22 protein-coding genes are annotated in these 25771 nt (G+C 47.4%); all 22 read left to right on the top strand.

What is annotated here, in order from left to right:
* Window positions 1-105: 105 nt before the first annotated feature.
* The 22 genes from mfd to AC3WU2_RS28505 all read left to right on the top strand — a co-directional run bounded on the left by mfd (window position 106) and on the right by AC3WU2_RS28505 (window position 25765).
* A complete protein-coding gene (gene mfd / locus AC3WU2_RS28610; protein ID WP_492458290.1) occupies window positions 106-3633 on the top strand; it encodes a transcription-repair coupling factor in 3528 nt (1175 codons plus the stop codon).
* The gene (locus tag AC3WU2_RS28605; RefSeq protein WP_492458289.1) at window positions 3620-4675 is read left to right on the top strand and encodes a peptidylprolyl isomerase; all 1056 of its coding nucleotides are present in this window, start codon (window positions 3620-3622) and stop codon (window positions 4673-4675) included. The genes mfd and AC3WU2_RS28605 overlap by 14 nt, the downstream gene beginning before the upstream one ends.
* A gap of 285 nt (window positions 4676-4960) precedes the next feature.
* Complete coding sequence (gene spoVT / locus AC3WU2_RS28600) at window positions 4961-5503, top strand: stage V sporulation protein T (protein WP_018759480.1); 543 nt, start codon at window positions 4961-4963, stop codon at window positions 5501-5503.
* Window positions 5504-5634: 131 nt separating this feature from the next.
* Entirely contained in the window at window positions 5635-7332 is a 1698-nt protein-coding gene (locus AC3WU2_RS28595) for a putative polysaccharide biosynthesis protein (protein ID WP_492458288.1), read from the top strand.
* The gene (gene yabN / locus AC3WU2_RS28590; protein WP_492458287.1) at window positions 7325-8803 is read left to right on the top strand and encodes a bifunctional methyltransferase/pyrophosphohydrolase YabN; all 1479 of its coding nucleotides are present in this window, start codon (window positions 7325-7327) and stop codon (window positions 8801-8803) included. The genes AC3WU2_RS28595 and yabN overlap by 8 nt, the downstream gene beginning before the upstream one ends.
* A 147-nt stretch (window positions 8804-8950) precedes the next feature.
* Complete coding sequence (locus AC3WU2_RS28585) at window positions 8951-9223, top strand: HU family DNA-binding protein (protein ID WP_018759477.1); 273 nt, start codon at window positions 8951-8953, stop codon at window positions 9221-9223.
* Window position 9224: 1 nt separating this feature from the next.
* Complete coding sequence (locus AC3WU2_RS28580) at window positions 9225-9503, top strand: RNA-binding S4 domain-containing protein (protein WP_018759476.1); 279 nt, start codon at window positions 9225-9227, stop codon at window positions 9501-9503.
* A gap of 209 nt (window positions 9504-9712) precedes the next feature.
* Window positions 9713-9994, top strand: coding sequence for a sporulation protein YabP (gene yabP / locus AC3WU2_RS28575; RefSeq protein ID WP_314590661.1), 282 nt, complete (start codon window positions 9713-9715; stop codon window positions 9992-9994).
* Window positions 9991-10578, top strand: coding sequence for a spore cortex biosynthesis protein YabQ (gene yabQ, locus AC3WU2_RS28570; RefSeq protein WP_492458286.1), 588 nt, complete (start codon window positions 9991-9993; stop codon window positions 10576-10578). Before yabP ends, yabQ begins: the two co-directional genes overlap by 4 nt.
* Before the next feature lie 33 nt (window positions 10579-10611).
* Window positions 10612-10932 carry an FtsB family cell division protein gene (locus tag AC3WU2_RS28565; RefSeq protein ID WP_018759473.1) on the top strand — a complete coding sequence of 107 codons (321 nt, stop codon included), beginning with the start codon at window positions 10612-10614 and terminating at the stop codon, window positions 10930-10932.
* Between the two features lie 133 nt (window positions 10933-11065).
* Window positions 11066-11548 carry a S1 domain-containing RNA-binding protein gene (locus tag AC3WU2_RS28560; RefSeq protein ID WP_018759472.1) on the top strand — a complete coding sequence of 161 codons (483 nt, stop codon included), beginning with the start codon at window positions 11066-11068 and terminating at the stop codon, window positions 11546-11548.
* A gap of 394 nt (window positions 11549-11942) precedes the next feature.
* On the top strand, window positions 11943-14372 hold the full coding sequence (spoIIE, locus tag AC3WU2_RS28555; protein WP_492458285.1) for a stage II sporulation protein E: 2430 nt from the start codon (window positions 11943-11945) through the stop codon (window positions 14370-14372).
* A 96-nt stretch (window positions 14373-14468) separates the two neighbouring features.
* Window positions 14469-15137, top strand: coding sequence for a tetratricopeptide repeat protein (locus AC3WU2_RS28550; RefSeq protein ID WP_492458284.1), 669 nt, complete (start codon window positions 14469-14471; stop codon window positions 15135-15137).
* A gap of 78 nt (window positions 15138-15215) precedes the next feature.
* Window positions 15216-15959 (top strand): vWA domain-containing protein, encoded by a 744-nt coding sequence (locus AC3WU2_RS28545; RefSeq protein ID WP_018759469.1) that lies wholly within the window; start codon window positions 15216-15218, stop codon window positions 15957-15959.
* Window positions 15943-16911, top strand: a complete 969-nt coding sequence (locus AC3WU2_RS28540) for a serine/threonine protein kinase (protein WP_018759468.1) — start codon at window positions 15943-15945, stop codon at window positions 16909-16911. Before AC3WU2_RS28545 ends, AC3WU2_RS28540 begins: the two co-directional genes overlap by 17 nt.
* 39 nt (window positions 16912-16950) lie before the next feature.
* On the top strand, window positions 16951-18405 hold the full coding sequence (tilS, locus tag AC3WU2_RS28535) for a tRNA lysidine(34) synthetase TilS (protein WP_492458307.1): 1455 nt from the start codon (window positions 16951-16953) through the stop codon (window positions 18403-18405).
* Window positions 18406-18472: 67 nt separating this feature from the next.
* Complete coding sequence (hpt, locus tag AC3WU2_RS28530) at window positions 18473-19012, top strand: hypoxanthine phosphoribosyltransferase (RefSeq protein WP_018759466.1); 540 nt, start codon at window positions 18473-18475, stop codon at window positions 19010-19012.
* A gap of 88 nt (window positions 19013-19100) precedes the next feature.
* A complete protein-coding gene (ftsH, locus tag AC3WU2_RS28525; RefSeq protein ID WP_492458283.1) occupies window positions 19101-21158 on the top strand; it encodes an ATP-dependent zinc metalloprotease FtsH in 2058 nt (685 codons plus the stop codon).
* Between the two features lie 230 nt (window positions 21159-21388).
* Window positions 21389-22327 carry a quinolinate synthase NadA gene (gene nadA, locus AC3WU2_RS28520; RefSeq protein WP_018759464.1) on the top strand — a complete coding sequence of 313 codons (939 nt, stop codon included), beginning with the start codon at window positions 21389-21391 and terminating at the stop codon, window positions 22325-22327.
* A gap of 191 nt (window positions 22328-22518) precedes the next feature.
* Window positions 22519-23886: an extracellular solute-binding protein gene (locus tag AC3WU2_RS28515; protein ID WP_492458282.1), complete on the top strand. Its 1368-nt coding sequence runs from the start codon at window positions 22519-22521 to the stop codon at window positions 23884-23886.
* Between the two features lie 87 nt (window positions 23887-23973).
* Window positions 23974-24867, top strand: a complete 894-nt coding sequence (locus AC3WU2_RS28510) for a carbohydrate ABC transporter permease (RefSeq protein WP_018759462.1) — start codon at window positions 23974-23976, stop codon at window positions 24865-24867.
* A gap of 16 nt (window positions 24868-24883) precedes the next feature.
* A complete protein-coding gene (locus AC3WU2_RS28505) occupies window positions 24884-25765 on the top strand; it encodes a carbohydrate ABC transporter permease (protein ID WP_018759461.1) in 882 nt (293 codons plus the stop codon).
* The last annotated feature ends 6 nt before the right edge of the window (window positions 25766-25771 follow it).

The raw sequence follows: 25771 nt of genomic DNA, 5'->3' as shown, positions 1-25771 counted from the left end.
GAAGCCAATTCTACATGGTGTTGGTACGCGTTCTTGAACGCTGTATTTCCATGCCATTCCATGGATTCTCTTAAGAGATGAGTTATTCAGAGAGAGGTGCCCGCGTTGTTACACGCACTTATTCAAGCATTATCCGAAGATCGAGATTTTAAATCCATTACAGCAGGCCTTGAATCCGGGATGCGAGAGCAGCTCATATCAGGACTCACAGGTTCTTCGCGACAAGTTGTGATCGCTGCGCTATTCGAGAAGCTGCAGCGTCCGATCCTCATTGTGACCCATAATATGTTCGCAGCGCAGAAAATCACCGAGGATTTGCAGGAGTGCATTTCACCGGAGCATGTGATGTTGTATCCTGCCAATGAGCTGGTCGCAGCAGAATCAGCCATTTCAAGTCCTGAGACATTAGCGCAGCGCATCGATGTCTTGATGAAGTCCTCTCGCGGCTTCCGCGGTGTTATCGTCGCTCCTTATTCCGGTGTACGCAGATTCATTCCGACTCGAGAGATGATGAAGAGTGCACACCTCGATATTAAAGTCGGGGAGACGCTGGAGATTAATGCCTTTATGAAGCGTATGGTGGAGCTCGGATATGAACGGGTAGAGCAGGTCCAATCACGCGGTGAAATGAGCGTACGCGGCGGAATTGTTGACTTCTATCCACTAACCTCACGGCTTGCTTACCGGGTGGAGTGGTTCGGTGATGATATCGACTCGATTCGTACATTCGATCCGACGGATCAGCGTTCGGTGGACAAGGAAGAAGCCATCGTCATTCCACCATGTAAGGAGATTATTGCCGATGCACGGCGATTCCAGAATGCGGCTGTGCATGCATCGGAACTGCTCGATAAGCAGCTGGAGAAGATGGCGGATCGCAATGCGAAGATTTTGCTTCGCGAAGAGATCGGTCGTGAGCTCGAGATGCTGCGGGAGCAGATCTATTTTCCGGACCTCTATAAATATATTTCGATGTTGTTCCCGGAGCGGGAGACGTTATTCGACTACATGGCAGAAGATACTCTCCTCATTCTGGACGAACCAACGCGTATCTTGGAGATCTCGAAGCAGCTTGAACGGGATGAGAGTGAGTGGAATCTGCATTTGATGCAGAATGGCAAATCAATGCCAGGCTTCGTGCTCGGTCATACGGCCGATCATATGCTGCATCATCCTCCGTTCCAGACGTTGTTCTTGTCGCTGTTCTTACGTCAAATTCCGCATACGCAGCCGCAGAATATCGTTAATTTCATGTGCCGCGCGATGCAGGATTTCCATGGGCAGATGAACGTGCTCAAGGCAGAGATGGAGCGTTGGAAGAAGTCTGGGGCGACGGTCATGATGCTCGCGAGCAATGACGAGCGGACAGAGCGGATGCGCCGCGTTCTGCAAGATTACCAGATTGACGAGCCAATGATTCTGAAGGGCAACCTGCAGACAGGGTTCGAGCTGTCTTCCATCCACCTTGTCGTTATTACCGAAGGCGAGATGTTCTCGCAGAAGCAGCGTAAAGTTCGTAGTAAAATTGATAAAAAAGTCGATAATGCCGAACGCATTAAGAGCTACACCGAGCTGAAGGTCGGCGATTATGTTGTGCACACGAACCATGGTATCGGGAAATACATGGGGATTGGGACGCTGGAGATCAACGGCATCCATAAAGACTATCTGCATATTCTGTATGCAGGCGGCGACAAGCTATCCGTGCCGATCGAACAGATCGATATGATCCAGAAGTATGTCGGTTCGGAAGAGAAAGAGCCGAAGATATACAAGCTAGGCGGTAACGATTGGGCGAAGGTTAAAAATAAAGTGCGTTCTTCCGTGCAGGACATTGCGGATGATCTAGTCAAGCTCTATGCGGAACGTCAATCTGCACCGGGTTTTGCTTTCGAGAAGGACACGCCTGAGCAGCAAGAGTTCGAAGCAATGTTCCCCTATGATGAGACGATCGACCAATTGCGTGCGATTGAAGAGATCAAGAAGGACATGCAGAACAACGTGCCGATGGACCGTCTTTTGTGCGGTGATGTTGGATACGGGAAGACGGAAGTTGCCGTTCGTGCAGCATTTAAGGCAGCGATGGAAGGCAAGCAGGTGGCCGTCCTTGTTCCGACAACGATCTTGGCGCAGCAGCATTACGAGACATTCCGCGAACGGTTCGCGGGTCACCCGATGAATATACAAGTCCTTAGCCGATTCCGTTCGAAGAAAGAGCAGAATGAGACGATCAAGGGCATCAAACGTGGGACCGTCGATGTCGTCATCGGGACGCATCGTATTCTCTCGCAAGATATGATCTTCAAGGATTTGGGACTGCTGATTGTCGATGAGGAGCAGCGTTTCGGCGTATCGCACAAAGAAAAGCTGAAACGTCTGAAGACGAATGTCGACGTACTCACCTTAACGGCTACGCCAATTCCGCGTACGCTGCATATGTCGATGCTTGGGGTTCGCGATTTATCTGTTATTGAGACGCCGCCGGAGAACCGGTTCCCTGTACAGACTTATGTCGTGGAACATAGCAATACACTTACCCGGGAATCCATTGAACGTGAATTAGCACGCGGCGGACAGGTATACTATTTATATAATCGTGTTCAAGGGATCTACCAAATGGCAGAACAAATTTCGGCGTTGGTGCCGGATGCGAGAGTCGCTGTAGGGCATGGACAAATGTCCGAGCAGGAGCTAGAGAAGACGATTCTCGATTTCTTGGACGGCGAATATGATGTGCTCGTCAGTACGAGTATCATTGAGACGGGCGTCGATATTCCGAACGTGAATACACTCATCGTCCATGATGCCGATAAAATGGGCTTGTCTCAGCTATATCAGCTGCGCGGGCGTGTTGGACGTTCGAATCGGATTGCCTATGCGTACTTTACGTATCAACGGGATAAAGTATTGACGGAGGTTGCGGAGAAGCGTCTGCAATCGATTAAGGAATTCACAGAGCTTGGCTCAGGGTTCAAAATTGCAATGCGCGACTTGTCGATTCGTGGAGCAGGTAATCTGCTCGGTGCGGAGCAGCACGGCTTCATTGCTTCGGTCGGATTTGATCTCTACTCGCAAATGCTCGCGGATGAAATTCAGAAGCGGAAAGCTGAGATGGGCGGGGATTATGTTGCACCGCCGAAAGAGATATCGACTGTGATTGACTTGAGTGTCGATGCATATTTACCATCCGATTATATTTATGATAGTATTCAGAAGATTGAGATTTACAAGAAAGTCGCATCCTTGCGTTCCTTCGATGAAGGTGATGAATTGCAGGATGAGCTGGTGGATCGCTTCGGCGACTTGCCACTTGCTGTTCTACATTTGCTAGCGGTTGCGAGGCTCAAAATTTACGGTCGCTGTTATGGCATCGAGGCCATTTCGAAGAAAGGCGATGACGTTGTCATCCGTATTGCAGCGAGCGAGACCGATCACATTTATCGTGACAAATTAGCGCAGCTGGGTGCACAGTTCGATAAGCGTATTCGCTTTGAGCAGGGTCCAAGTATTATAATGAATGTGAGATGCAAAGGGCTAGATGATTCGCAGATGCTGCAATTGGTAGAAGATGTGCTTAAAAGCGCCAAAGAGGCGTTCAAAACGAAGGGAGAATTACAAGATGTTGTTAAATAACCGTAAAAGTGCTTGGAAATCCTTGATGATCACGCTTGTGGCGGTACTTATGGTATCGTTAATCGCGGGATGCGGACAGAAGAATGAGGGTTCTGCTGCCAAAGGAGATCAGAGCAAGGTCGTTGCGACGTATAAAGGCGGAACGATTACTGAGAATGAATTTAATAAAGAGCTCAGCATGATGACGCTTCTCTATCCGCAATACGCGCAAGTCGTAACGATGGATGAGTTCAGAGAATATTTGCTCAAGCAAGAGATCGCCTACAAAATTCTAGCTGACAAAGCAACAGATGCAGCGAAGAAAGACGGCGAGAAGAAAGCGAAAGAGCAATTGGACCAAATGAAAAAAGCAGCTGGGGATCAATACAAAACCGAGTTGGACAAGCTTAAATTATCGGATCAAGATGTGCTCGCTTATATGACGCGCTTGCTTACAGTTGTTGCGGATTACAATGCGAAAGTAACCGATGACCAGGTGAAGGCCGAATTCGAAAAGAATAAGCAAAACTTCACTACAGCATCTGTTCGTCATGTCCTTGTTGCCCTAGAAACGCAAGACGGTAAAACAAAGCGTACGAAAGAAGAAGCATTGAAACGTGCGAAAGAAGTTCAAGCGAAGTTGAAAGCACCAAATGCTGATTGGAATAAAATTGCGAAGGAGTACTCCGATGACGGAGGTTCCAAAGACAATGGCGGATTATATAAAGATGCAGCTGTAGGTCAGTGGGTTGAGGAATTCAAAAAAGCAGCCATTGAGCTTCCGCTCAATAAAATCAGTGATCCGGTTGAGACACAGTTTGGTTATCATGTGATGAAGGTCGAATCTCGTGTTGAGATGACGTTCGACAAATTGACAGCGGATCAGAAGGAATCGCTTCGTGGACAAGTTTCGGGGGCGAGCATGAATCAATTCATGGAGAAGGAATTGCCAGGTTTGATTACAAAAATCGACCTGCCTAAGGTAGGGAAAAAGGAAGATCCTAAGAAAGAAACTGGCAAAAAAACCGATGAAAAGACAGAACCAACCAGTGATAAAAAGTAATTAAATGTAATATCTGTAAATAAAATTGACTATTTTATGAACAAGCAGAAAATACGTGAAATTTTTTCACTATTTTCTGTTTTTTTGTGAAACGAATCCTTTATTTGAGCGTACAATCGAGATGTATAAGAAACTGGGAGCAGATGAATACTATGGTCAGATTTTAAATCAACCACCAGTTAAAGTTATTTCAAAGGACAGTTTTTTGAACTAACCACATCTCCTCATTTCCATGAACCGTAGTAGTAGAAGTACAACTGATAAGAAAGTGAGGCAACAAGAAATATGAAAGCTACTGGTATTGTTCGTCGTATTGATGATCTCGGACGGGTCGTCATTCCTAAAGAAATTCGCCGCACACTTCGAATCCGCGAGGGAGATCCACTCGAGATTTTTGTTGATCGCGATGGTGAAGTTATCCTTAAGAAATATTCCCCGATTGGTGAGCTTGGCGACTTTGCAAAAGAATATGCGGAGTCTTTATTCGAGAGCACAAATCATATAACATTGATTACAGATCGTGATAATATTATCGCAGTTGCTGGTGGATCCAAGAAAGAATATTTGGACAAGTCCATCGGATCTTTGGTTGAGGAATGTATGGAAAACCGTAAAACATCGATTGAGACGAATTCCGGCACGTATGAAATCGGAAGAGATAATCAAGAGACCATCAGCTCTTACGTTGTAGCACCGATCATTGCAGGTGGCGACCCTATTGGTACCGTTGTCATGCTTAGCAAAGACGAGAATACGAAGATGAGTATTCTTGAGACAAAAATGTCTGAGACAGCGGCTGCATTCTTAGGTAAACAAATGGAACAATAAATCGGGCTACCGATTTTATGAACTCCTATACTCGAAACATACGCAAAGCGTATGCTCGATTATGGGAGTTTTTTATATGTTATAATGAATGGATATAAATTCGGTTAGAATGGATGATTAGAGGGAGAACGATGAGAGAGCAGCAGGACATGGGTTCGATACCGACTACGGAATCCCACGTCGTTAAGGGCGCAATGGTACTTGGACTTGCAGCGTTGCTGTCGAAATTGATCGGGACGTTGCAGAAGATTCCACTGCAGAACATTGCGGGTGACGGAGTTTTTGGTATTTATAATGCGGTGTATCCTTTTTATATTTTGATTGTATTCCTCGCGACAGCCGGCTTTCCGGTGGCCATATCGAAGTTCGTAGCGGAGCGTATGGCCCATGATGATGAAGCGGGAGCAAGACGGATCCTGCATGTATCGATGGCCCTCCTCAGTGCAGCAGGCATCGCCGGGTTTATCCTTCTGCATCAGGGTGCAGATCGGATTGCTGGTTGGATGGATAACATCCACACGGCGGAAGCTATTCGCTGCTCTTCATTTGCGCTGCTGATTGTACCGGTGATGTCCGCCGTGCGGGGTTACTTCCAAGGGAAATCAATGATGGTCCCAACGGCGGTCTCTCAAGTGGCAGAACAATTGATCCGGGTAGCAACGATGCTCTTCTTGCTGCTCATCCTTACACGTGCAGGCTTGGAAGAATCGATCGTTGCTGCGGGTGCAGCACTAGGCTCGACAGCAGGAGGCGTGGCCGGGTTACTGGTGATGATGTATTACTATCGCAAAGATCGTAGAAGACCATCTCTACAGAGGGTTGAGATACGTGCACAAGGTGCCTCGCACGTGCAAGAGGTTGCTCCATTGCAGACGCTCCTATGGCAGCTTGTACGCTATGCGGTGCTCGTGTGCCTCGGAGCGATTGTGGTACCGATGATGAGTATTGTCGATACGTTTACCGTACCAAGGCTGCTGAAGATGTCCTTTGCAGATGAAATGCAAGCCATGGCAGCTTTCGGCATATATAATCGCGGTTTGCCGCTGGTTCAACTTGTTGGGATGGTTGCGAGTTCGATATCCGTATCGATCATTCCAGCCATCACACAGGATCACCTGAGCGGCAATCTAGACAAGCTGCGGCAGCGATCGACGATTTTGCTAAGATGGTCATGGATATTGGGCTCGGCATCGACACTCGGAATTGTACTGCTCGCAGAACCGATTAACGTGGCATTATACCGCGATTCGAATGGAACAGATACGATGGCATGGGTCGCATGCATGGCCGTGGTGAGTACGATCAACATCATGACTGGAGCGATACTGCAAGGGATCGGTAAGGTGAATGCGCCGGCTTGGCATTTGCTCATTGCTGTTGGAGTCAAGATTGCGCTCAATCTCTGGCTTGTACCTGTACTAGGCATGAATGGCGCAGCTATAGCAGGCGTGGCTGCTTACGGTATCGCGGCACTATTAAATGGGATTGTACTCTTTCAGACCCTAGGGCTGCGGATCTCATGGGGTGAGCTGGTCGTGAAGCCGCTTCTCATGATGGGGATGTTGTCCGTAACCGTGGGTGCGACCACAACCCTAATGCCGGAGCTGCTGCATGGATTCGGTCTAGCAAATGGGCGAATAGAAGCAGTCATTGTTACGCTTGTTGGCATTGTGATCGGCGTCGTTACCTTTGCAGGTAGCGGAATGGGATTCGGGGTCATTACGGCCCAAGAACTTGCGATGCTTCCCGGTGTGAAGAAGTATATCCCTAGGTTGGAGAGACTTGGGTTTTTAAAAAGAGGCATTAATGGAGGAATGAAGAGTGGATAAATCAATTACAGTGCTGGGGCTTGGTTCAGGTGATCCTGATCAGTTAACCCTGGGCAACTGGAAGAAACTTCAGTCAGCAACCCATGTGTTCGTACGTACAGAGCATCATCCGATGATGACGCTGCTGCAGGATGAAGGAATTGCTTATACGTCCTTCGATTCGCTCTATGAGCAGCATGATGACTTTCCTGAGGTCTACCGTGCGATTACAGATCGGTTGATTGTATTAGCCGGTGAACATGGCAATATTGTCTATGCCGTACCGGGACACCCAATGGTCGCAGAATCGACGGTACAGCAGCTTAGACAGCGTTGTGGTGAAGCGGGTATTGCCTTGCACATTACAGGCGGCGAGAGCTTCTTGGATCAGGCGTTTACACGTCTTGGGTTCGACCCCATTGAGGGTTTCCAGCTGCTCGATAGCAGCGGCCTGTCGTCGTCCTGGCTTCAGCCGCAGCTTCATACCGTGATCGGTCAAGTCTATGATGTCTTCACCGCTTCGGATGTGAAGCTGGTCTTGATGGAGCTGTACCCGGACGACTATGAAGTCGTGGTAGGGCATGCCCTCGGCGTACAAGGCGAAGAGCAGATCATTCGCGTGCCGCTCTATGAACTGGATCGTGTAGAAGGTTATGGTAATTTATCGCTGATCTGGGTGCCGCGGAGCGACGATGAACAGCTTCGTAACCGCACATTTGCAAGATTACACGAAATTGTCGGAATTTTGCGCAGTCCGGAAGGCTGTCCGTGGGATCAAGAGCAGACGCATCAGTCGATTCGCAAAAATTTGATCGAAGAAATGTATGAAGTGCTTGAGACGATCGATGATGATGATCCAATTCATATGCAGGAAGAACTTGGAGATGTTATGCTGCAGGTGATGCTGCATTCCCAGATGGAGGAGGAAGTCGGGACCTTCACGGTATATGATGTGATCCAGACGTTAAATGAGAAGCTATTGTTCCGTCATCCGCATGTATTCGGCGACCAGTCGGCAGGCGATGCGAGTGAAGCGCTCAAGAATTGGGAGCAGATGAAAGCTGAAGAGAAGCAGCGTAAAGGCCTAGATCAAGGCGTCACTTCGGTGCTCGATGGCGTGCCTCGCGATCTACCAGGATTGATGAAAGCTTACAAGCTACAGAAGAAGGCTGCGAAGGTTGGTTTTGACTGGGAGGACTTAAATGGTGTATACTCCAAAATCGAAGAAGAATTTGCGGAGCTGAAGCAAGCCGTCGCAAATGGCGATTCGCATGACGAGCAAATCGGCGAGCTGGGAGATTTATTATTTGCTGTTGTCAATGCGGCACGATTTATCGATGCAGACCCGGAAGAGGCGCTAGCGCGAACCAATCGTAAATTTACTTCTCGTTTTCACTATATTGAAGACCAGCTCCGTATAAATGGTAAATCTTTTGACCAAACTGATTTACTAGAGATGGAAAAATGGTGGCAAGCCGCCAAACGTCAGTAGAATAGGGGCTCAAGATCGACCTATTCGCTGGCAAAATTCTTCTCTATTTGACCTTTTTCGAAAAAAGCTGTCAAAAGAAGCAGGAATTTACTAACAAAACAAGAATACATAATCGATCTATTTTTCTAATTATGGGAGGAACTAATAATGAACAAGACAGATTTGGTAAACAACATTTCTACAAAAAGCGGATTAACTAAAAAAGACGTTGAATCGGTACTAAATAGTTTCCTTGGCGAAATTACAGATGCGCTTGCTGGCGGCGACAAAGTTCAATTGATCGGTTTCGGTACTTTCGAAACTCGTAAACGTGCAGGTCGTACAGGCCGTAACCCACAAACAGGTAAAACAATCGACATCCCAGCTTCGAACGTTCCTGCATTCAAAGCAGGCAACAAACTTAAAGACGCTGTAAAGTAAGATGCGTGTCGATAAATTCCTGAAAGTATCCCGATTAATTAAGCGTCGTACCGTTGCGAAGGACGTGTCCGATCAAGGGCGCGTACTCGTGAATGGGCGAGAGGCCAAGCCAAGCAGCAGCGTCAAAGAGGGCGATGAGATTACGATTCAATTCGGCCAGAAGCTGGTTACTGTTCGTGTCGAGCGTACGGCAGAGACGACCAAGAAGGATGAAGCTGCGCAGCTTTATACGGTGATCAAGGAAGAGCCGATTGCGAAATCGAATGATTTCCCTTGGTAGACATACATAGGTACAGAGAAGAGACGGAGGCGTTAATCGCTTCCGTCTCTTTTTGCTATACTAGTTTTCATCATTTTCGGGGCCCCCGCAAAGTACCTGACTCACCTTCGAAGTTAAGTCTCCACTTTGTAGGGTTATTTTGCTATACATGAAGTTCTAAAGTGGACGTCCCTCCCATAAGCTAGTCTTAGTAAAGGAGGGGCCATGCGATGGTGGAACAGGTGAAGACGAAACGGCAAGAAGTGAAGATGCTAAATCGTAAGCAGCTCGAGATTACCGGCGTAAGTAACGTGGAGAGTTTCGATAATGAGGAATTCCTGCTCAATACGGATTGCGGATTCCTCGCGATTCGAGGGCAAAATTTACATATCAAGAACTTAAGTCTCGAACAAGGCCTGATCGCGATTGAAGGCATGATTAACTCCCTGACTTATTTAGATGCGAACTCGCAAGGCAAATCCAAAGGATTTCTAGGGAAGTTGTTTAAATGAGTTTAAATGAACAATTTGTGGCCATGTTTGCGATGTTGATCAGTGGGCTAAGCATGGGGATCGTTTTCGACGGATACCGCGTGGTTGCCCACCAGCTTCATTTTCCCAAGTGGACCAAGCCAGTGTTGGATTTTTGTTACTGGGTGATCGCGGTTTGTTTCATTTTTCGAATGCTATATCTCACAAATCAGGGAGAATTGCGGTTTTATGTCTTTTTCGGACTCTTTCTAGGCGTTTGGTTCTATTTTTTATGGTTCAGCTTTACAACCGTACGCATTGTGGTAATCTTAATGAAGGTTATTAAGCAGATTGTCCGGTTGATTCAGCGCTTAGTGGAGATCTTCTTACTGAAGCCAATCATCGGCTTGTATAAATTGGTAAAGTTTCTCGTTCGAATTCTATTCCTGTCCGCTATGTTCATAGGCAGGATTGTGTTACAATTATTAAGTCCGTTTTGGCGGTTGTTCAAATTCCTAACGCGTCCCCTGTGGAGACACTTCAAGGTCCCTCAATGGGTGAAGCGGTCGCACGACTATGGGACAAGATTATGGAACCGCCTCTTTAAGCGCAAGCGTGAAGAATGAATCATGCTCAAACATCTCAGGGGGGATTACGGTATGTCGTCTAGGGTTCGTCAAGAACAGCCAACTAAATACACGGGCGCACGGAAACGAATCCGGCTCTGGATGATGTTCATGGTATTGTTTTTCAGCTGGGGGATTTATACATTCATTCATCAGACGGTGACACTGGCAAGTGAACGCGTGAAGCTGGAGGATAATCAGCAGATGCATCAGGAGACGAAGCTGCTGCAGTCGCAATTAGAGCAAGAGATTGCTCGGCTGAATGAGGATGAATATATCGGACAGATTGCAAGGAAGACACTCGATATGTACCCGCCGGGTGAGACCCCTATTGATAAGGGAATGCTCAAATAGCGGATTCGAATCGTGACGTGATATGCGTCTGTTGACCAAAGCTTCGGCATTCGGTATAATCACCATAGCCAAAGATTTTAAAGTATCAGAATCTACGGATTTGTATATTTTTAAGGGAGGATCATTTTATTCTATGGCAATTGAAGTGGGCACCAAGTTAGAAGGAAAAGTGACAGGGATTACGCATTTTGGAGCATTTGTAGATCTGTCAGGAGGTGTCACGGGTCTCGTTCACATCTCGGAGATCGCCGACAACTATGTTAAGGACGTCAATGATCATTTGAAAATTGATGATGTTGTCACGGTAAAGGTCATTAACGTGGATAAGGACGGCAAGATTGGTCTATCCATCAAGCAAGCGGTGGATAAGCCGGTGGAAGCGCAGACCAGGCCGCCAAGAGCGCCAAGACCAGATCGTCAGGGCGGACGTCCAGACGGTGACAGACCAGGCGGATTTCAACGAGATCGAGGTGGGCGTTCATTCAAACCACCAGCGAACAAGGCTACTTTTGAAGATAAAGTGTCCCGTTTCTTAAAAGATAGTGAGGAGCGCATTTCTTCCCTGAAGAAGAACACCGAAGGGAAGCGCGGAGGCCGCGGCGCGAAACGCATGTAATTCACAACTTCATCATGAAATAATGAACACCGCAACAGCTTCGGCTGCTGCGGTTTTTTATTGTTCTATTTTATTCGTCGACGCGGAATAAAAATACCGACAGGTTCCTACGGCATTCCTTGAAGTTCTGACGATTTGCCGTAGACTCTCCCCGAAAGCGTCTACAATTCGGTTGGAAATTCAGACATCATTCTCAATGCGATCATGTGTTATATTGGCGGGACCCCTTGTGCTGCAAGGGATTTAACGTGTTATGGGCAACGATTGTTTTTGTCGGAAACTTTTTTTGACGAGCCTACGCATTGTGACAAACTTTCTAAGGTCTCCTTTCTATAATGAGAATCACTCACTCATTAAGAGATTATGAGATTACGAGAAGAGGTGGTGTTCACCCATGCAAACCCCTAATGTGATGAATCGAGCTTATGAAGGGATCGCCGTACGGAAATGGACGATCGTACTGACCGGTATGGGCTTTCTGCTCGGGAAAGCAATGATACTTAATGAACTTGCGCCGTTCGCGGTAGCGTATTTTGCAGTGATCTATATGCTAAGGCGTGATCTTAGCGGCTGGCTCGCGTTAGCGCTGCTCGCAGGCAATTACTTCTCGGCCGAACCGGGTATATGGGCATTGGCTGCACAAATGCTTCTAGTTCTTCTCATTCAACGGGGAGTTGAAGCGTATAATCGACCGGAGTCCTCTTTTATGCCCTTAATCGTATTCACCTCTATGATGCTTGTCCGGTTGTTCGAACTCGTGGTCGGTAATCATATGTCATGGTATACGATTCTAATGGCGGTCATGGATGGAGGATTAAGCCTTGTTCTGACGATTGTATTTATGCAGGCACTGCCGATTCTGACGCGTGTTCGCAAACAGACGGCGCTTAAGAACGAAGAAATCATCTGTCTGATCATCTTGCTCGCATCGGTTATGACGGGTGCTGTCGGCTTTACAATCTATGGACTGTCGCCGGATCATATTTTCTCACGTTATTTAATTCTCTTATTCGCTTTTGTTGGCGGTGCGCCGCTCGGGGCATCGGTGGGTGTTGTGACCGGATTAATCTTAAGTCTTGCAGATTTACATGCCATCTATCAGATGAGTTTGCTGGCCTTCGCAGGAATGCTCGCAGGTATGCTTCGTGAAGGGAAACGTTGGTGGGTAGCTGGTGGTATGCTGCTTGGCTCCTCGATTCTTGTGATCTATCTCGGAACGACGGCAGAAGTGATTATGTCTACAAGTGAGACGGTTGCAGCCATTGCACTATTCCTATTAACACCTAAGGCTATGATTACGATGATCTCGAAATATGTACCAGGCACGCAAGAGCATGCCTCCACGCAACATGAATATGCGCGGCGGATCCGAGATATGACAGCGGAACGCGTGAATCAATTCTCGGAGGTGTTTAGGCAACTGGCAAGAAGCTTCGGACAAGTCGCGAGTAGCGGAGAGATGGTGCGTAAAGAAGAAGAGTTCGATCATTTTATTAATACAGTCACGACGCAGACGTGCTCGAATTGCTATCGGAAGGATCAATGCTGGGAAGGGAGGTTCCATCAGACATACTCCTTCATGACCGATATGATGACGGCGATTGAGGAGAATCCGAAGCTGAAGAAGGAGGATTTACCGGGATCATGGCTGAAGCTGTGCAGTAAGACGGATCAAGTAATGGGGGCGATGAAAGGGCAGTACGACCTGTATAAGAATGATTTGCATTGGAAAAGACAGGTTATCGACAGTCGGCAATTTGTGGCCGAACAATTAAGCGGGGTATCACAAGTGATGGATAGTCTCGTACGGGAAATTCAACGGGAAGGGGCGGCACTTCACAAGCAAGAGGAACAAATTCGAACGATGCTCGAAGAGCTCGGACTCCCAATTCAAGATATCGATATTATTAGCCTCGATACCGGCCAGATCGAGATTGAGATTGTACATACCTTCCGAAGGGGGCATGATGAATGCCGTAAAATTATCGCGCCTGTGTTATCCGATATTCTAGGGGAGCATATTGTTGTCGCTAGCGAACGGTTCGGTACAGCCGATGGGGGCCGGGACGGGGTGGTCATGGTCACATTCGGATCTGCGAAGGCGTTCGAGATTGATACGGGGGTGGCGAGTGCGGCCAAGGGGGGCGATGCATTATCTGGAGACAGCTACAGTACGGTGGAGCTTGGCAATGGGAAGTTCGCGGTAGCCATCAGCGATGGCATGGGCAACGGTGAGCGTGCGAAGCTTGAGAGCAGCACAGCGCTCTCTATTCTGGAGCGATTACTGCAATCGGGAATGGATGAGCAGATGGCGATTAAATCGGTTAATTCTGTTCTGCTGTTACGCTCTGCGGAGGAAGTGTTCGCGACCGTCGATATGGCGATTATTGATCAATATACGGCGAAGACAACGTTCATGAAGATTGGGTCAACACCGAGCTTTATTATTCGTAAAAATGAGGTGATCTCGATCTCGGCAGCTAATCTGCCGATCGGAATACTGCAGGATATTGAAGTGGATCTGTTGACGGTTCAACTGGAGCCGGGCGATACGCTTGTGATGATGACGGATGGCATTTATGATGCGCCGGGTCATGCGGTGAATAAGGAGCTGTGGATGAAGCGGGTGCTCCAAGAGATGAAATCGGACGATCCGCAGATGATTGCGGACGCCTTGCTCGAGATGGTTGTCAGGTGGCATCACGGCAGCATCTCAGATGACATGACGGTCGTTGTCGCACGGATTGAGCGGCACATTCCTGAATGGTCTACCGTGCATTGGCCAGGTTCAACACGGCTAGAACGTCCAAGGACGGTGAGCTGAAGAATTATGAAATGAGAAATTAAACAAAGCCTCCCTCATATGGTAAAATAATGAGCGATATGCCGTTATTTTGAATATAAGAGGGAGGCTTTTTGCTTGTTAACGAAATTTTTTCTGTTCTCGTTCTTACTCTATATTACGCGTAGTCCGATTCTAGCCATTATTCTACTTCTTGTGATCCTATATGTGTTGGATCGGCGATATGTCGGACTCACACCGAGCTTATTCAAGCCGTTCAGTCGGAACCGCCGCATCAACCGATTGAAGGAAGAGCTCCGGGCCAATCCGCATGCTTCCACATCGCGGTTCGAGCTAGCAAGATTGTACGTTGCACAGAAGAAATATCATGAAGCATGGGGTCATCTAGAACAAATCGAACGAGCAATGGAGGAGTCGGCGGATTATCATTTTGAAGTCGGTGTATGTCATTTGAAGCTAGGGCGCATCGAAGCAGGCGAGACACATATCTATAGAGCACTTGAGCTGAATCCACGCGTTGGATATGGAGATCCATACCTGCAGCTGGCTGAGGCATATCGTACGACGGAGCCGGAGAAGGCGATCGCGATGCTGGAACAATTCCGCCAGGTGAATTCCTCTTCTTGTGAAGCCTACTATCGTCTGGGGCAGCTCTATGAGCAATTAGGCCGCGGAGAGGATGCTCGCCGAGCATATCGCGAGACGCTCGAAATCTATCGATCCTTGCCGAAGTATAATAAGCGGAAACAACGACGCTGGGCAATTCTAGCGCGATTCAAAGCCTAACTTGGATTAAACTCTCTTAAATCTGGAAAGGATAGAATAGAGCATCGTATTCATCTTATTCCTAGGGGAGGGTTTATTGTGAAACAAATTCTATTGATTACGGATGGCTGCTCGAATGTCGGTGTAAGTCCGATTGTTGCTGCAGCGCACGCACGGGAAGAAGGAATTACCGTCAATGTTGTAGGTGTGGTTGACCAAGGTGCGATTGGCGAGCTTGGGGCGGCAGAGATTGCCCAGATTGCCAAAGCAGGCGGCGGGATGGATCGGATCGTTCAGCCGCATCAATTGTCACAGACGATTCAGATGATGACGCGGAAGACGGTCGTGCAGACGATTCATCAGGTGGTCGAGCGTGAGCTTCGGCAAATTCTGCACACGGATGCGACCCATATTGAAGATTTACCACCACAGCAGCGGTCAGAGGTTGTGAAGGTGATGGACGAGTTAACCGAGACAAGCGAATTGCAAGTTGCCCTGTTAATTGATGCAAGCGCAAGTATGAAGCCCAAGCTGCAAGCGGTTGAAGAGGCCATTCGGGATCTGATGCTGAGTCTGCAGGCGCGGCAAGGGAAGAGTGAAATCGCTGTATTCCACTTTCCAGGCCGAGCTTCCGACGAGACAGTTATGGATCTGGATTGGACACAGGACTTGTCCGGCGTGGGCTCATTATTCCGTCGAATGCAAATGCGCGGAGCGACGCCAACGGGGCCAGCGATCTATAAGGTGATCGAATTCATCCAATATGATAGAATGGTTGGAAGCGATCCTGGATTTCGCAATCAGTCAGAAACGGATGGGATGTTAGGTGACTACGTCGTTTAATGCAAGCTCGAGCCTTGCACCTGGTACGTGGATTGAGGGCAAATGGCATCATCGCAGGTACCTCGTCGAGCGTCTTCTCGGTAGAGGAGCGAATGGCGCCGTTTATTTGGTGAGACGGGGGCGCGGGACTGAGCTGGCTGCTTTGAAAATCGGATATGATGCGGTGGACCTTCAATCGGAGATTAATGTATTGACAACGCTCGCTACTCATCAGAATAAATCAGATCGCCGCATGCGGAATTCAGCATCGCGGCCTTTTCTGCTCGATGTCGATGATTACAAGCTAGGACAGATGGATATGCAATTCTATGTCATGCGGTATGTCGAGGGCGTTACGCTTCATCAGTATATGGAGAAGAATGGTCCTGAATGGATGGGGCTGATTGGGTACCGCTTATTACAAAAGCTGGTCGAACTGCATGAAGCGGGCTATGTATTCGGAGATTTGAAACCCGAGAATATTATGGTCTCGTCCTATGGACAGGTTGAGCTGGTTGATTACGGCGGCGTAAGTCGCATCGGACGAAGCGTCAAGCAATTCACCGAGAGGTATGACCGGGGATATTGGAATGCGGGATCTCGTGCCGCAGATCCGGGATATGATCTATTCGCCTTTGCGGTGCTGTGGTTGCATGTCATGGATGGCGCACGTCTGCGCCGGCAAGGCCCGGACCAGCTGCCTCAAGTTCGGAGTGCGAACGATTTGATCAACCTTGCACATACTCATATTCGTCTGAAATCTTATGAATCGTGGTTCAAGCGAGCCATTAGCGGTCAGTTCGCTTCTTCGCATGAAGCATGCAGTGAATGGAAACAGGCTGCAATTCGCAGTGGCAGCAAAATTTCATCGCCACCGATTCGTAGGCATACACCGGGTTGGTTGAAAGGGATATTCGTCGCATCCATTATTCTGTTAGGCTCGACCCTATACATCATCCTGCAATCCAATTAGAAGCTTTCCATGTTATATAGAGAGGGGCGGCATGAATTGATGCGAATGACGAAGATATACGCCCTTGCGGGGCAAGTCGAGCAAGTGGTAAGGGAGCACCAGCTATGGACTCCGGGGAGCACGATCGTTGTAGCTGTCTCGGGAGGGCCGGACTCGGTTGCGCTTCTGCATGTTCTTCATATGCTGGCGGCTCCCGAGCGGCATCATCTTCAATTGATTGTCGCTCATGCGAATCATGGATTCCGGCAGGAGTCTGTTGCTGAAGCTGAGATTGTTAAGCGCATCGCTTCAGACCTCGAGCTCCCTTGTGAAGTTGCGCATTTAGAAATTCCCGAATATATAGAACGTACAGGGATGAATAGCCAGGCGGCAGCACGTGAGCAGCGATATGCTTTCCTGCATGCGACAGCGGCCAAGTATGGTGCATCGCATATCGCACTGGCGCATCATGCAGATGACCAAGCCGAGACGGTGATGATGCGACTGATTCGTGGTTCAGGGGCAGCGGGTCTTGCGGGGATGGCCATTTCAAGAACGGAAAAAAATGTGGAACTTATTCGCCCTTTTCTACGTATATACAAAACAGATTTAGTGGACTGTTGTGAAGAAAGTGGCTTACAATATGTAACTGACGAGAGTAATAACTCCCGCAAATATGTCAGGAATCAGATTCGGTTGGATGTGTTGCCATTTTTGGGGCAATATAATGAGCAGATTGTGAAGGCATTGAACCGAACCGCAGACTTACTTCGTGCAGATAGTGATTATTTGGAACAGGAAGCGTCAGAGCAATTGACTGCGATTCTGAAGCGTACGAAGGGCGGATATCAGCTTGCCCGCGCTGATTTAACCAATACACATGTTGCTTTACAACGAAGATTTATTAAACTAATATTAAGTTATCTTGCACAAAAAACGGATACAGAATCCGATTCCTTCGATTATGAGAAGATTGAAGCGATCAGGCTGGGGATTCTTCAAACGCAGCCTACGACGTGGATGCTCGATATTTCGGAGCGAATCCAGTGCGTTCGGTCCTACGATCAGATCGATTTTATACATAGGCTTGATTCGCAAGGACCCGTAGCGTATGAATATCGAATAGAACGGGGGCACGGGGAACAGTGGATTTCTGATCATTCAGGGCTGTTGCGCTGGAATGAAATCAGCTACGATTCGGATTTAAGCGAAGTGAGGCCGAAGCATCGATGTATTGCCTTTTTTGATGCGGACTGCGTACACTTTCCGCTAATCTTGCGGAATCGTCGTCCAGGTGATCGAATGCGAATCCTTGGATTAAATGGGTCCAAAAAAGTACAAGATATTTTCATTGATGAGAAGATTGCACCAGTGCTTCGTGACGCTTGGCCTGTTATAACGGACTGCACAGGTCAAATTCTGTGGATACCCGGCGTTCGCCGTTCAGCACATGCGACGGTTGAAGAGCAGACGACGCGACTTGTTCGGTTGGAGCTCTGCAGTTATGAAGGGTAGCAACATCAGCTTTGAAATGTAATGGAAGGCAAGAAGCTTTCATAGTATACATTAGGAGGGGCCATCATTGTTTAACGACATTCAAGAAGTACTGTACAGCGAGGAACAAATTCAGACGAGAATTAAAGAATTAGGGGAAGTACTAAGCCGCGATTACGACGGGAGAAATCCACTTGTGATTTGTGTGCTGAAGGGTGCATTTATTTTTATGTCCGATCTAGTGAAGAACATGACAATTCCGCTCGAGCTTGATTTTATGGCTGTATCCAGTTATGGGAAAGCCACCAAATCATCCGGCGTTGTTAAAATTTTGAAAGATTTAGATGTACCTGTGGAAGGTCGCGACGTTATCATTGTCGAAGATATTATCGACAGCGGCTTAACACTCAGCTATTTAATTGATGTTCTGGAGCGACGCAATGCGAACTCGACACGTGTCGTTGCGCTCTTTGATAAACCGGTTCGTCGTACAGTCGACCTCGAAGCGGATTATAAAGGATTTGAACTACCCGATGCATTCGTCGTCGGATATGGTCTCGATTATGCTGAGAAATACCGTAACCTCCCCTACATTGGGATCTTGAAACCAGAGGTCTACTCGAACTAACAGCTGCAATCGATGCTTACCTCGTTCTATTGTGGTGGTAAGACATGCTATGGTAAAATAATTAAAGTGTCTTGAGAGGAGGTTGGGGATGAACCGGTTCATCCGTAATTCGGGTTTTTATTTGATTCTATTTTTGGTCGTGGTGGGTCTTGTTCAATTTATAGGCAATCGCAACGAATCTGCTGTAGAAATACAATATAGCCAACTTCGCGAAGCGTTAGAGGCTAAGAACGTAGCGGATATCTCGGTCCAATATCAAGGCAGAGCCAACTTGGTGACAGGTAAGTTTATTAAAGTACCTGATGGCGCCAAGACGGATAGTTTCTACTCTGTCATGCCTGACGACCCTACTGCTTATAAAGAAGTGATGGACGCAAGTAAGTCCAATGGATTTTCACTTAAAGTTAAACCGATGGAAGGCGAGAGCATTTGGCTCACGTTCCTGACTTCGATTATTCCGTTCGTTATTATGTTCGTCCTATTCTTCTTCTTGTTCAATCAAGCGCAGGGCGGCGGCGGTAAGGTTATGAACTTCGGCAAGAGCCGTGCTCGCCTATATAATGAAGAGAAGAAGAAAGTTACGTTCGAAGATGTGGCTGGTGCTGACGAAGAGAAACAAGAGCTTGTTGAGGTTGTTGAGTTCTTGAAGGACCCTCGCAAATTCGCAGCTGTCGGTGCTCGTATCCCGAAAGGGGTCCTGCTTAACGGTCCTCCGGGAACAGGTAAAACATTGCTTGCTCGCGCCGTTGCTGGTGAAGCTGGCGTACCGTTCTTCAGTATCTCCGGTTCGGACTTCGTTGAGATGTTCGTCGGGGTCGGTGCATCCCGTGTTCGTGACTTGTTCGAGAACGCGAAGAAGAATGCACCATGTATTATCTTCATCGATGAGATTGATGCTGTAGGTCGTCAACGTGGTGCCGGACTCGGCGGCGGACATGACGAGCGCGAACAGACGCTCAACCAATTGCTCGTTGAAATGGACGGCTTTGGTGCGAATGAAGGTATTATTATCGTCGCTGCGACGAACCGTCCAGATATTCTTGACCCGGCTCTTCTTCGCCCAGGACGTTTTGACCGTCAGATTACAGTTGACCGTCCAGATGTCAAAGGCCGCGAAGCGGTATTGAAAGTACATGCGAAGAATAAGCCGCTTGCCAAAGACGTGAAGATGGATGTTATCGCGAAGCGTACAACCGGATTTACCGGTGCAGATCTCGAGAACTTATTGAATGAAGCGGCGTTGCTCGCAGCCCGTAAGAATCGTAAAGATATCTCGATGCAAGAAGTGGATGAAGCGATCGATCGCGTTATCGTAGGTACAGAGAAGCGCAGCCGCGTGATCAGTGACCGCGAGAAACGTATCGTGGCTTACCACGAAGCAGGTCATACGATCATCGGTTACTTCTTGGAGCATGCGGATACAGTACACAAAGTAACGATTGTTCCTCGTGGACGCGCTGGCGGATACGTCATTATGCTTCCGAAAGAAGATCGCCTGCTTGTTACGAAGCAAGAGCTTCTTGACAAGATTACAGGATTGCTTGGTGGACGCGTGGCGGAGGAGATCTTCATTGGTGAGATCGGTACTGGCGCATACAGTGACTTCAAGCAAGCGACAAGTATTGCTCGCAGCATGATTATGGAATACGGGATGAGTGATCGTCTCGGACCAATGCAGTTCGGTAATTCGCAGGGCCAAGTATTCTTGGGTCGTGACTTCGGTCATGAGCAGAATTACAGTGATTCGATCGCTTATGAGATCGATCAAGAAATGCAGACGATTATTCGTAGTTGTTATGAGAAAGCGCAAGAGCTTCTTAAGAAGCACTCGCGTGAGGTTCATATCATTGCGAAGACATTGCTTGAGAAAGAGACGTTGGAGCTTGAACAAATTAAGCAATTGATCGATACAGGTTCGTTAGATGGTGTGACAGTTGAAGCAGATGAGAATTCAGCATCTACTGAGACTAGCCAAACGGTTGAATCCACGGATACTGCAAATGCAGTGAAAGTGAATATTCAATCGCAATCCGAATCCGATCAATCGAATAAATTTGCTTCAGACAAGGTCGATGAAGAAGTGAAAGAAGAATCACCAAGCACGGATGTGCATAACGATAACGAAGACACGGATAAAAAAGAGTAATGTATCAAAAAACCGGACAATAGCCTTTATTGTTCCGGTTTTTTTGATTTTTCCGGGGACCTCCTCAAAGGATCTGAATCACTTCGAAACCAAAGCACCACTTTGTAGGATGATTTTACGGTTTTGACAGATTGACATGCAACGCAAGGGTGTGTAAATTAAATGGTAACTGATTCGAGGGTCATAACGCGTTAAGCGTGGATGTACGAAATACTAAAGGGGTGGGTCTAGTGGAAGCTTTGGCATTGCAGCATAAGGCAGAGCAGAATCGCGAGTTGCGAGAACGGCTAATGCAATTAAAGAAGGAACGTAATGCAATCATTCTTGCGCACTATTATCAACGGGACGAAATCCAAGAGGTTGCGGATTTCCGAGGAGATTCATTCCTGCTCGCACAGAAAGCAGCAGAGACGGATGCTGAAGTCATTGTGTTCTGTGGTGTTCATTTTATGGGTGAGAGCGCGAAGATTCTAGCTCCGAATAAGACGGTTATTATCCCCGATGAGCGTGCAGGTTGCCCTATGGCGGATATGGTCAATGTCGATGGACTGCGCAAGCTCAAAGCCGAGCACCCGAATGCGACCGTGGTCACGTATATCAATTCATCTGCGGAAATTAAAGCCGAGACAGATATTTGCTGTACTTCTGCGAATGCAGTAAAGGTGATTCAATCGGTTGATTCTGAAGAGATTATTTGGGTTCCAGACAAAAATTTGGGCCACTATGTTCAACAATTCACAGACAAGAAGATGATTATCTGGGAAGGATATTGCAATACGCATGACATGCTTACGCTAAAAGATGTCGTAGAGATGAAGGCGAAATATCCAAACGCGCAGTTCGTTGTGCATCCGGAATGCCGTCCCGAAGTTGTCGAGATGGGCGATTTTATCGGTAGTACGACAGCCATTCTAGAATATTGCCGCAAATCCGACTGCCAGGAGTTTATTGTAGGAACGGAAGACGGTACTGGATATCAGCTTCGCCTGGATAGTCCCGATAAACAGTTCCATTTTGCTTCGAAGTTCCTCGTATGTCCGAATATGAAAGTGAACAATTTGAAGAAGCTCGTGAAATGCTTGGAGACGATGCAGCCGCAAATCTACGTTCCTCCTCACATTGCAGACAAAGCCCGGTCATCGTTGGAGCGCATGTTAGAAGTGAAGTAGCACTTATTAGACTTATGATATCGAACACGCCAAGAGCTCTTGTAAATCAAGGGTTCTTTTTTTTCAATATGGAAAAACCCCCACGTTGGCATGTACCTTGAAAAAACAAACATGACTCCCTAAATAACTGCATTGTAAGCGGTTGCTTAATCTTGGATAATGAGGGCATAAACCTGAAGGGGGATACAAATATGACAAGAAGATCACGAATGCTCGGAGCGGTTATGGCTGGGGTACTCGCGTTAAGCCTAGCGGCATGTGGTTCCGGCAGCAGCAATACCAGCGATACAACAACAAAACCAGCAGATAATTCATCAACAACAACGACAACAGATAACGGTAATAGTAACAGCAATGAGAAAATCACGATTACCTTCCAAAATATTTATCCGGATACAACGGATCCTAAAAACAAAATGCTTCATAAAATCGTGGATCAATATCAAAAAGATCATCCGAACATTACGATCGAGCTGGATTCGCTCAATACGGATCAGCAGAAGTTGAAGCTCAAAACACAAGCGGCTTCCAAAGAAGTTCCGGATATTACAATCGTGAATCCTGCAGCGCAAATGCAGCCGTTCATTGATGCTGACCTGTTCGCTCCGCTCAATGACATGATCGAGCAGAATGGATTGAAGGATACGTTCCAGAAGGGCATCTTGGATTACTATACGTTCAACGGTAATGTATACGCGCTGCCGGATGGCAATAACATCGCCGTCGTCTACTACAACAAGTCGCTGTTCGAAAAAGCTGGCGTGAAAGTACCGACCACATTCGAGGAAATGGTCGACGTCGTGAAACAGCTCAAAGCAAAAGGCATTACACCAATGGCGATCGGCGAGAAAGACTCCTGGACCGGTTCCTTCTTATTCATGAACGTCTTGCTCCGTACGAATGGTGGACCGGGATTCTTGAAAGACGTGGTAGGCGGGAAGAAAACGTTCGAAGATCCTGCCTTCAAGGAAGCTGTAGATGCATTTGAGTCTCTTATTCAAGCAGGAGCCTTCCAAGATGGCGTTACCTCCTTCGATTATAATGCGGGCGAGAACCTGTTCAAGACAGGCAAAGCAGCCATGTACTTCATGGGAAGCTGGGCAACGGGCGGAATCGAGACCTCCGAAGCCGGCAAAGACAACAACGTAGGCGTATTCAAATTCCCTACCGTGAACGGGAAGGGTAACCCGGATGAGTTCATGTTGGCGCCAGGAAGTGCGTTCGCTGTATCCAAAGACAGCAAGCATTTGAAAGAAACATTAGATTTCCTGAATTACTTCATGCTGAATTATCCAAAAGAAACCTTCGCAGCAAAAGGTGCGGTAGGGATTGCTCAGACGGTGGATGGCGACTTTAAAGCAGCCGGCTACTCCGATATGGCGATGGATGTATTGAATTTGTTCAAAGAGGTCAAAGGCGGAGATTTGGCATTCGATAACACGATGAACCCAGGTACAGCGCAAGCTCACTTATCCAGCATTCAGAACCTATTCGTAGCGAAGAAAGATGCTTCGGAAGTTGCGAAGGAACATCAAACGGCTTACGAAGAGAATAAATAATGAAATGAATCCGTCGATGGTATACGGAGGGGGACGTCTTACGCCCCCTTTCGTTGTCGACGAGAGGGACTGAAGGAGGCGGAAGCCTTGAACGTATTAAAAGTATCTGGATGGGTCATTGCAGCATTTGTGCTACCGTGCTTGCTTCTATATGTTTGTCTCGTATTTATTCCGATTCTCGTGTCCATCTACAGCGGTATGCTCGATTGGAACGGGATAGGTGCTTCGAAGTTTATTGGAATCGCCAACTATACCAAAATGTTCACGAACGATTCCGTTTTCTGGCCGGCATTAGGTAGAACGTTCCTATTAGCTGGGTTTTCCATGCTTGTACAAGTACCTATTGCTTTGTTCGTCGCAATTTTGATCAGTCGTTATGTTCGTAGACCTAATTTTCTCGTATCCAGCTATTTTCTACCCGTCATTCTGTCGGTCGTTGTGATCGGTCAGCTGTGGAAGACGATCTATAACCCAGCGTCTATGGGGGGAATGATCAATCAAATTCTTATTGGGCTGGGTCTCGATTCGTGGACTCACTCTTGGCTAACTGAACCGAAGGTTGCGATATTCGCTGTCATCTTGGTTAGTCTGTGGCAGTATTTGGGGTATCACATCTTGATTCAATTTACTGGCATTCAGAACATTCCGGCTGACATTTATGAAGCTGCCAAAATCGATGGCGCCGATGGCTTCAAGGCCGATCGATATATTACACTACCTATGATCGTTCCGATATTCAAAATTTCTGTCGTCCTAGCGTTCATCGGCTCACTGCAATCATTCGATCTGATTATGGTCATGACGGGTGGTGGACCGGCACATGCCACCGATGTCATTTCCAGCCATATGTACAATATGTCCTTCTTGTCGATGAAATACGGGTACGGTAGTGCCATTGCAACATTCTTGGTGTTCGTCTGCATGCTTGCAACCGTGATCATCAACTTCCTGTTCAACCGATTAGACAAACGATACTCGTAAGAAGGAGGTGCTCCCGATGAGCCAATCCGTAATCACTCCGGCTGTGAAACCCGTTATTGCTAAGCGGCTTCGTGGCTACTCGATCAAAAAAACGATTGTATTTATCTTGTTCGGCATTCTCCTTGTTACGCAGCTGTATCCATTGCTATGGTTGCTCATTTATTCACTTAAGACGAATGAAGAAATCTTATCCGGCAGCTTCTTTGCCTTCCCAGCGATATGGCAATGGGAGAACTACACCAATGCGGTAGCTGGCGGCAAGTATTGGAGCTATCTATCGAACAGTTTATTGGTGACTTCGATTACGATGGTAGGCGTTATTTTTCTATCTTCCTTAGTGGCATTTGCGATTACGCGGTTTCGTTGGAAATATGGCCAGGCGGTTATGCTGGTCTTCTTGCTGGGGATGATGATCCCGATGCAGGGGACACTGCTCCCTCTGATGGTCATCTTTAAGAACGTGGGGATTCTGAATACGCATTTATCCCTGATCTTGCCGTATATTGCATTTCAGACGCCAATCGCTGTCTTTATTCTGAGTGGCTTCATGAAGACAATCCCGCATGAAATCGAAGAATCAGCCATTATGGATGGTGCGGGGGTATTTCGGATATTCCGCAGTATGATCTTACCGGTATCCATTCCACCGATCATGACCGTATGTATCCTAACCTTTATTAACATTTGGAATGAGTATATCTTGGCAGCGACTTTCATTTCTTCGGAAAAGCTAAAGACGCTTCCCTTCGGCGTATATAGCTTCGTTAGCCAGTACTCCGTGAATTATGGAGCGATCGGGGCATTCCTTGTACTCGGCGCATTGCCGGTCATTGTTATCTATTTCTTGCTTGCGGAGAAGATCACCAAAGGTATGGTCGCTGGCGCAGTAAAAGGGTAAGATGTA

It is taken from the genome of Paenibacillus sp. EB106-05-06-XG162 (assembly GCF_058791655.1).
Note: the sequence above shows the minus strand (reverse complement) of the source record. Positions and strands in the feature narration are given on the sequence as shown.

What these genes read in the sequence shown, in the direction of transcription:
- spoVT (WP_018759480.1), top strand. Translation starts at nt 4,961, where the DNA reads ATGAAAGCTACTGGTATTGTTCGTCGTATTGATGATCTCGGACGGGTC.
- yabQ (WP_492458286.1), top strand. Translation starts at nt 9,991, where the DNA reads ATGAGTTTAAATGAACAATTTGTGGCCATGTTTGCGATGTTGATCAGT.
- AC3WU2_RS28580 (WP_018759476.1), top strand. Translation starts at nt 9,225, where the DNA reads ATGCGTGTCGATAAATTCCTGAAAGTATCCCGATTAATTAAGCGTCGT.
- AC3WU2_RS28565 (WP_018759473.1), top strand. Translation starts at nt 10,612, where the DNA reads ATGTCGTCTAGGGTTCGTCAAGAACAGCCAACTAAATACACGGGCGCA.
- ftsH (WP_492458283.1), top strand. Translation starts at nt 19,101, where the DNA reads ATGAACCGGTTCATCCGTAATTCGGGTTTTTATTTGATTCTATTTTTG.
- spoIIE (WP_492458285.1), top strand. Translation starts at nt 11,943, where the DNA reads ATGCAAACCCCTAATGTGATGAATCGAGCTTATGAAGGGATCGCCGTA.
- AC3WU2_RS28585 (WP_018759477.1), top strand. Translation starts at nt 8,951, where the DNA reads ATGAACAAGACAGATTTGGTAAACAACATTTCTACAAAAAGCGGATTA.
- yabP (WP_314590661.1), top strand. Translation starts at nt 9,713, where the DNA reads ATGGTGGAACAGGTGAAGACGAAACGGCAAGAAGTGAAGATGCTAAAT.
- tilS (WP_492458307.1), top strand. Translation starts at nt 16,951, where the DNA reads ATGCGAATGACGAAGATATACGCCCTTGCGGGGCAAGTCGAGCAAGTG.
- AC3WU2_RS28505 (WP_018759461.1), top strand. Translation starts at nt 24,884, where the DNA reads ATGAGCCAATCCGTAATCACTCCGGCTGTGAAACCCGTTATTGCTAAG.
- AC3WU2_RS28515 (WP_492458282.1), top strand. Translation starts at nt 22,519, where the DNA reads ATGACAAGAAGATCACGAATGCTCGGAGCGGTTATGGCTGGGGTACTC.
- AC3WU2_RS28560 (WP_018759472.1), top strand. Translation starts at nt 11,066, where the DNA reads ATGGCAATTGAAGTGGGCACCAAGTTAGAAGGAAAAGTGACAGGGATT.
- AC3WU2_RS28595 (WP_492458288.1), top strand. Translation starts at nt 5,635, where the DNA reads ATGAGAGAGCAGCAGGACATGGGTTCGATACCGACTACGGAATCCCAC.
- AC3WU2_RS28605 (WP_492458289.1), top strand. Translation starts at nt 3,620, where the DNA reads ATGTTGTTAAATAACCGTAAAAGTGCTTGGAAATCCTTGATGATCACG.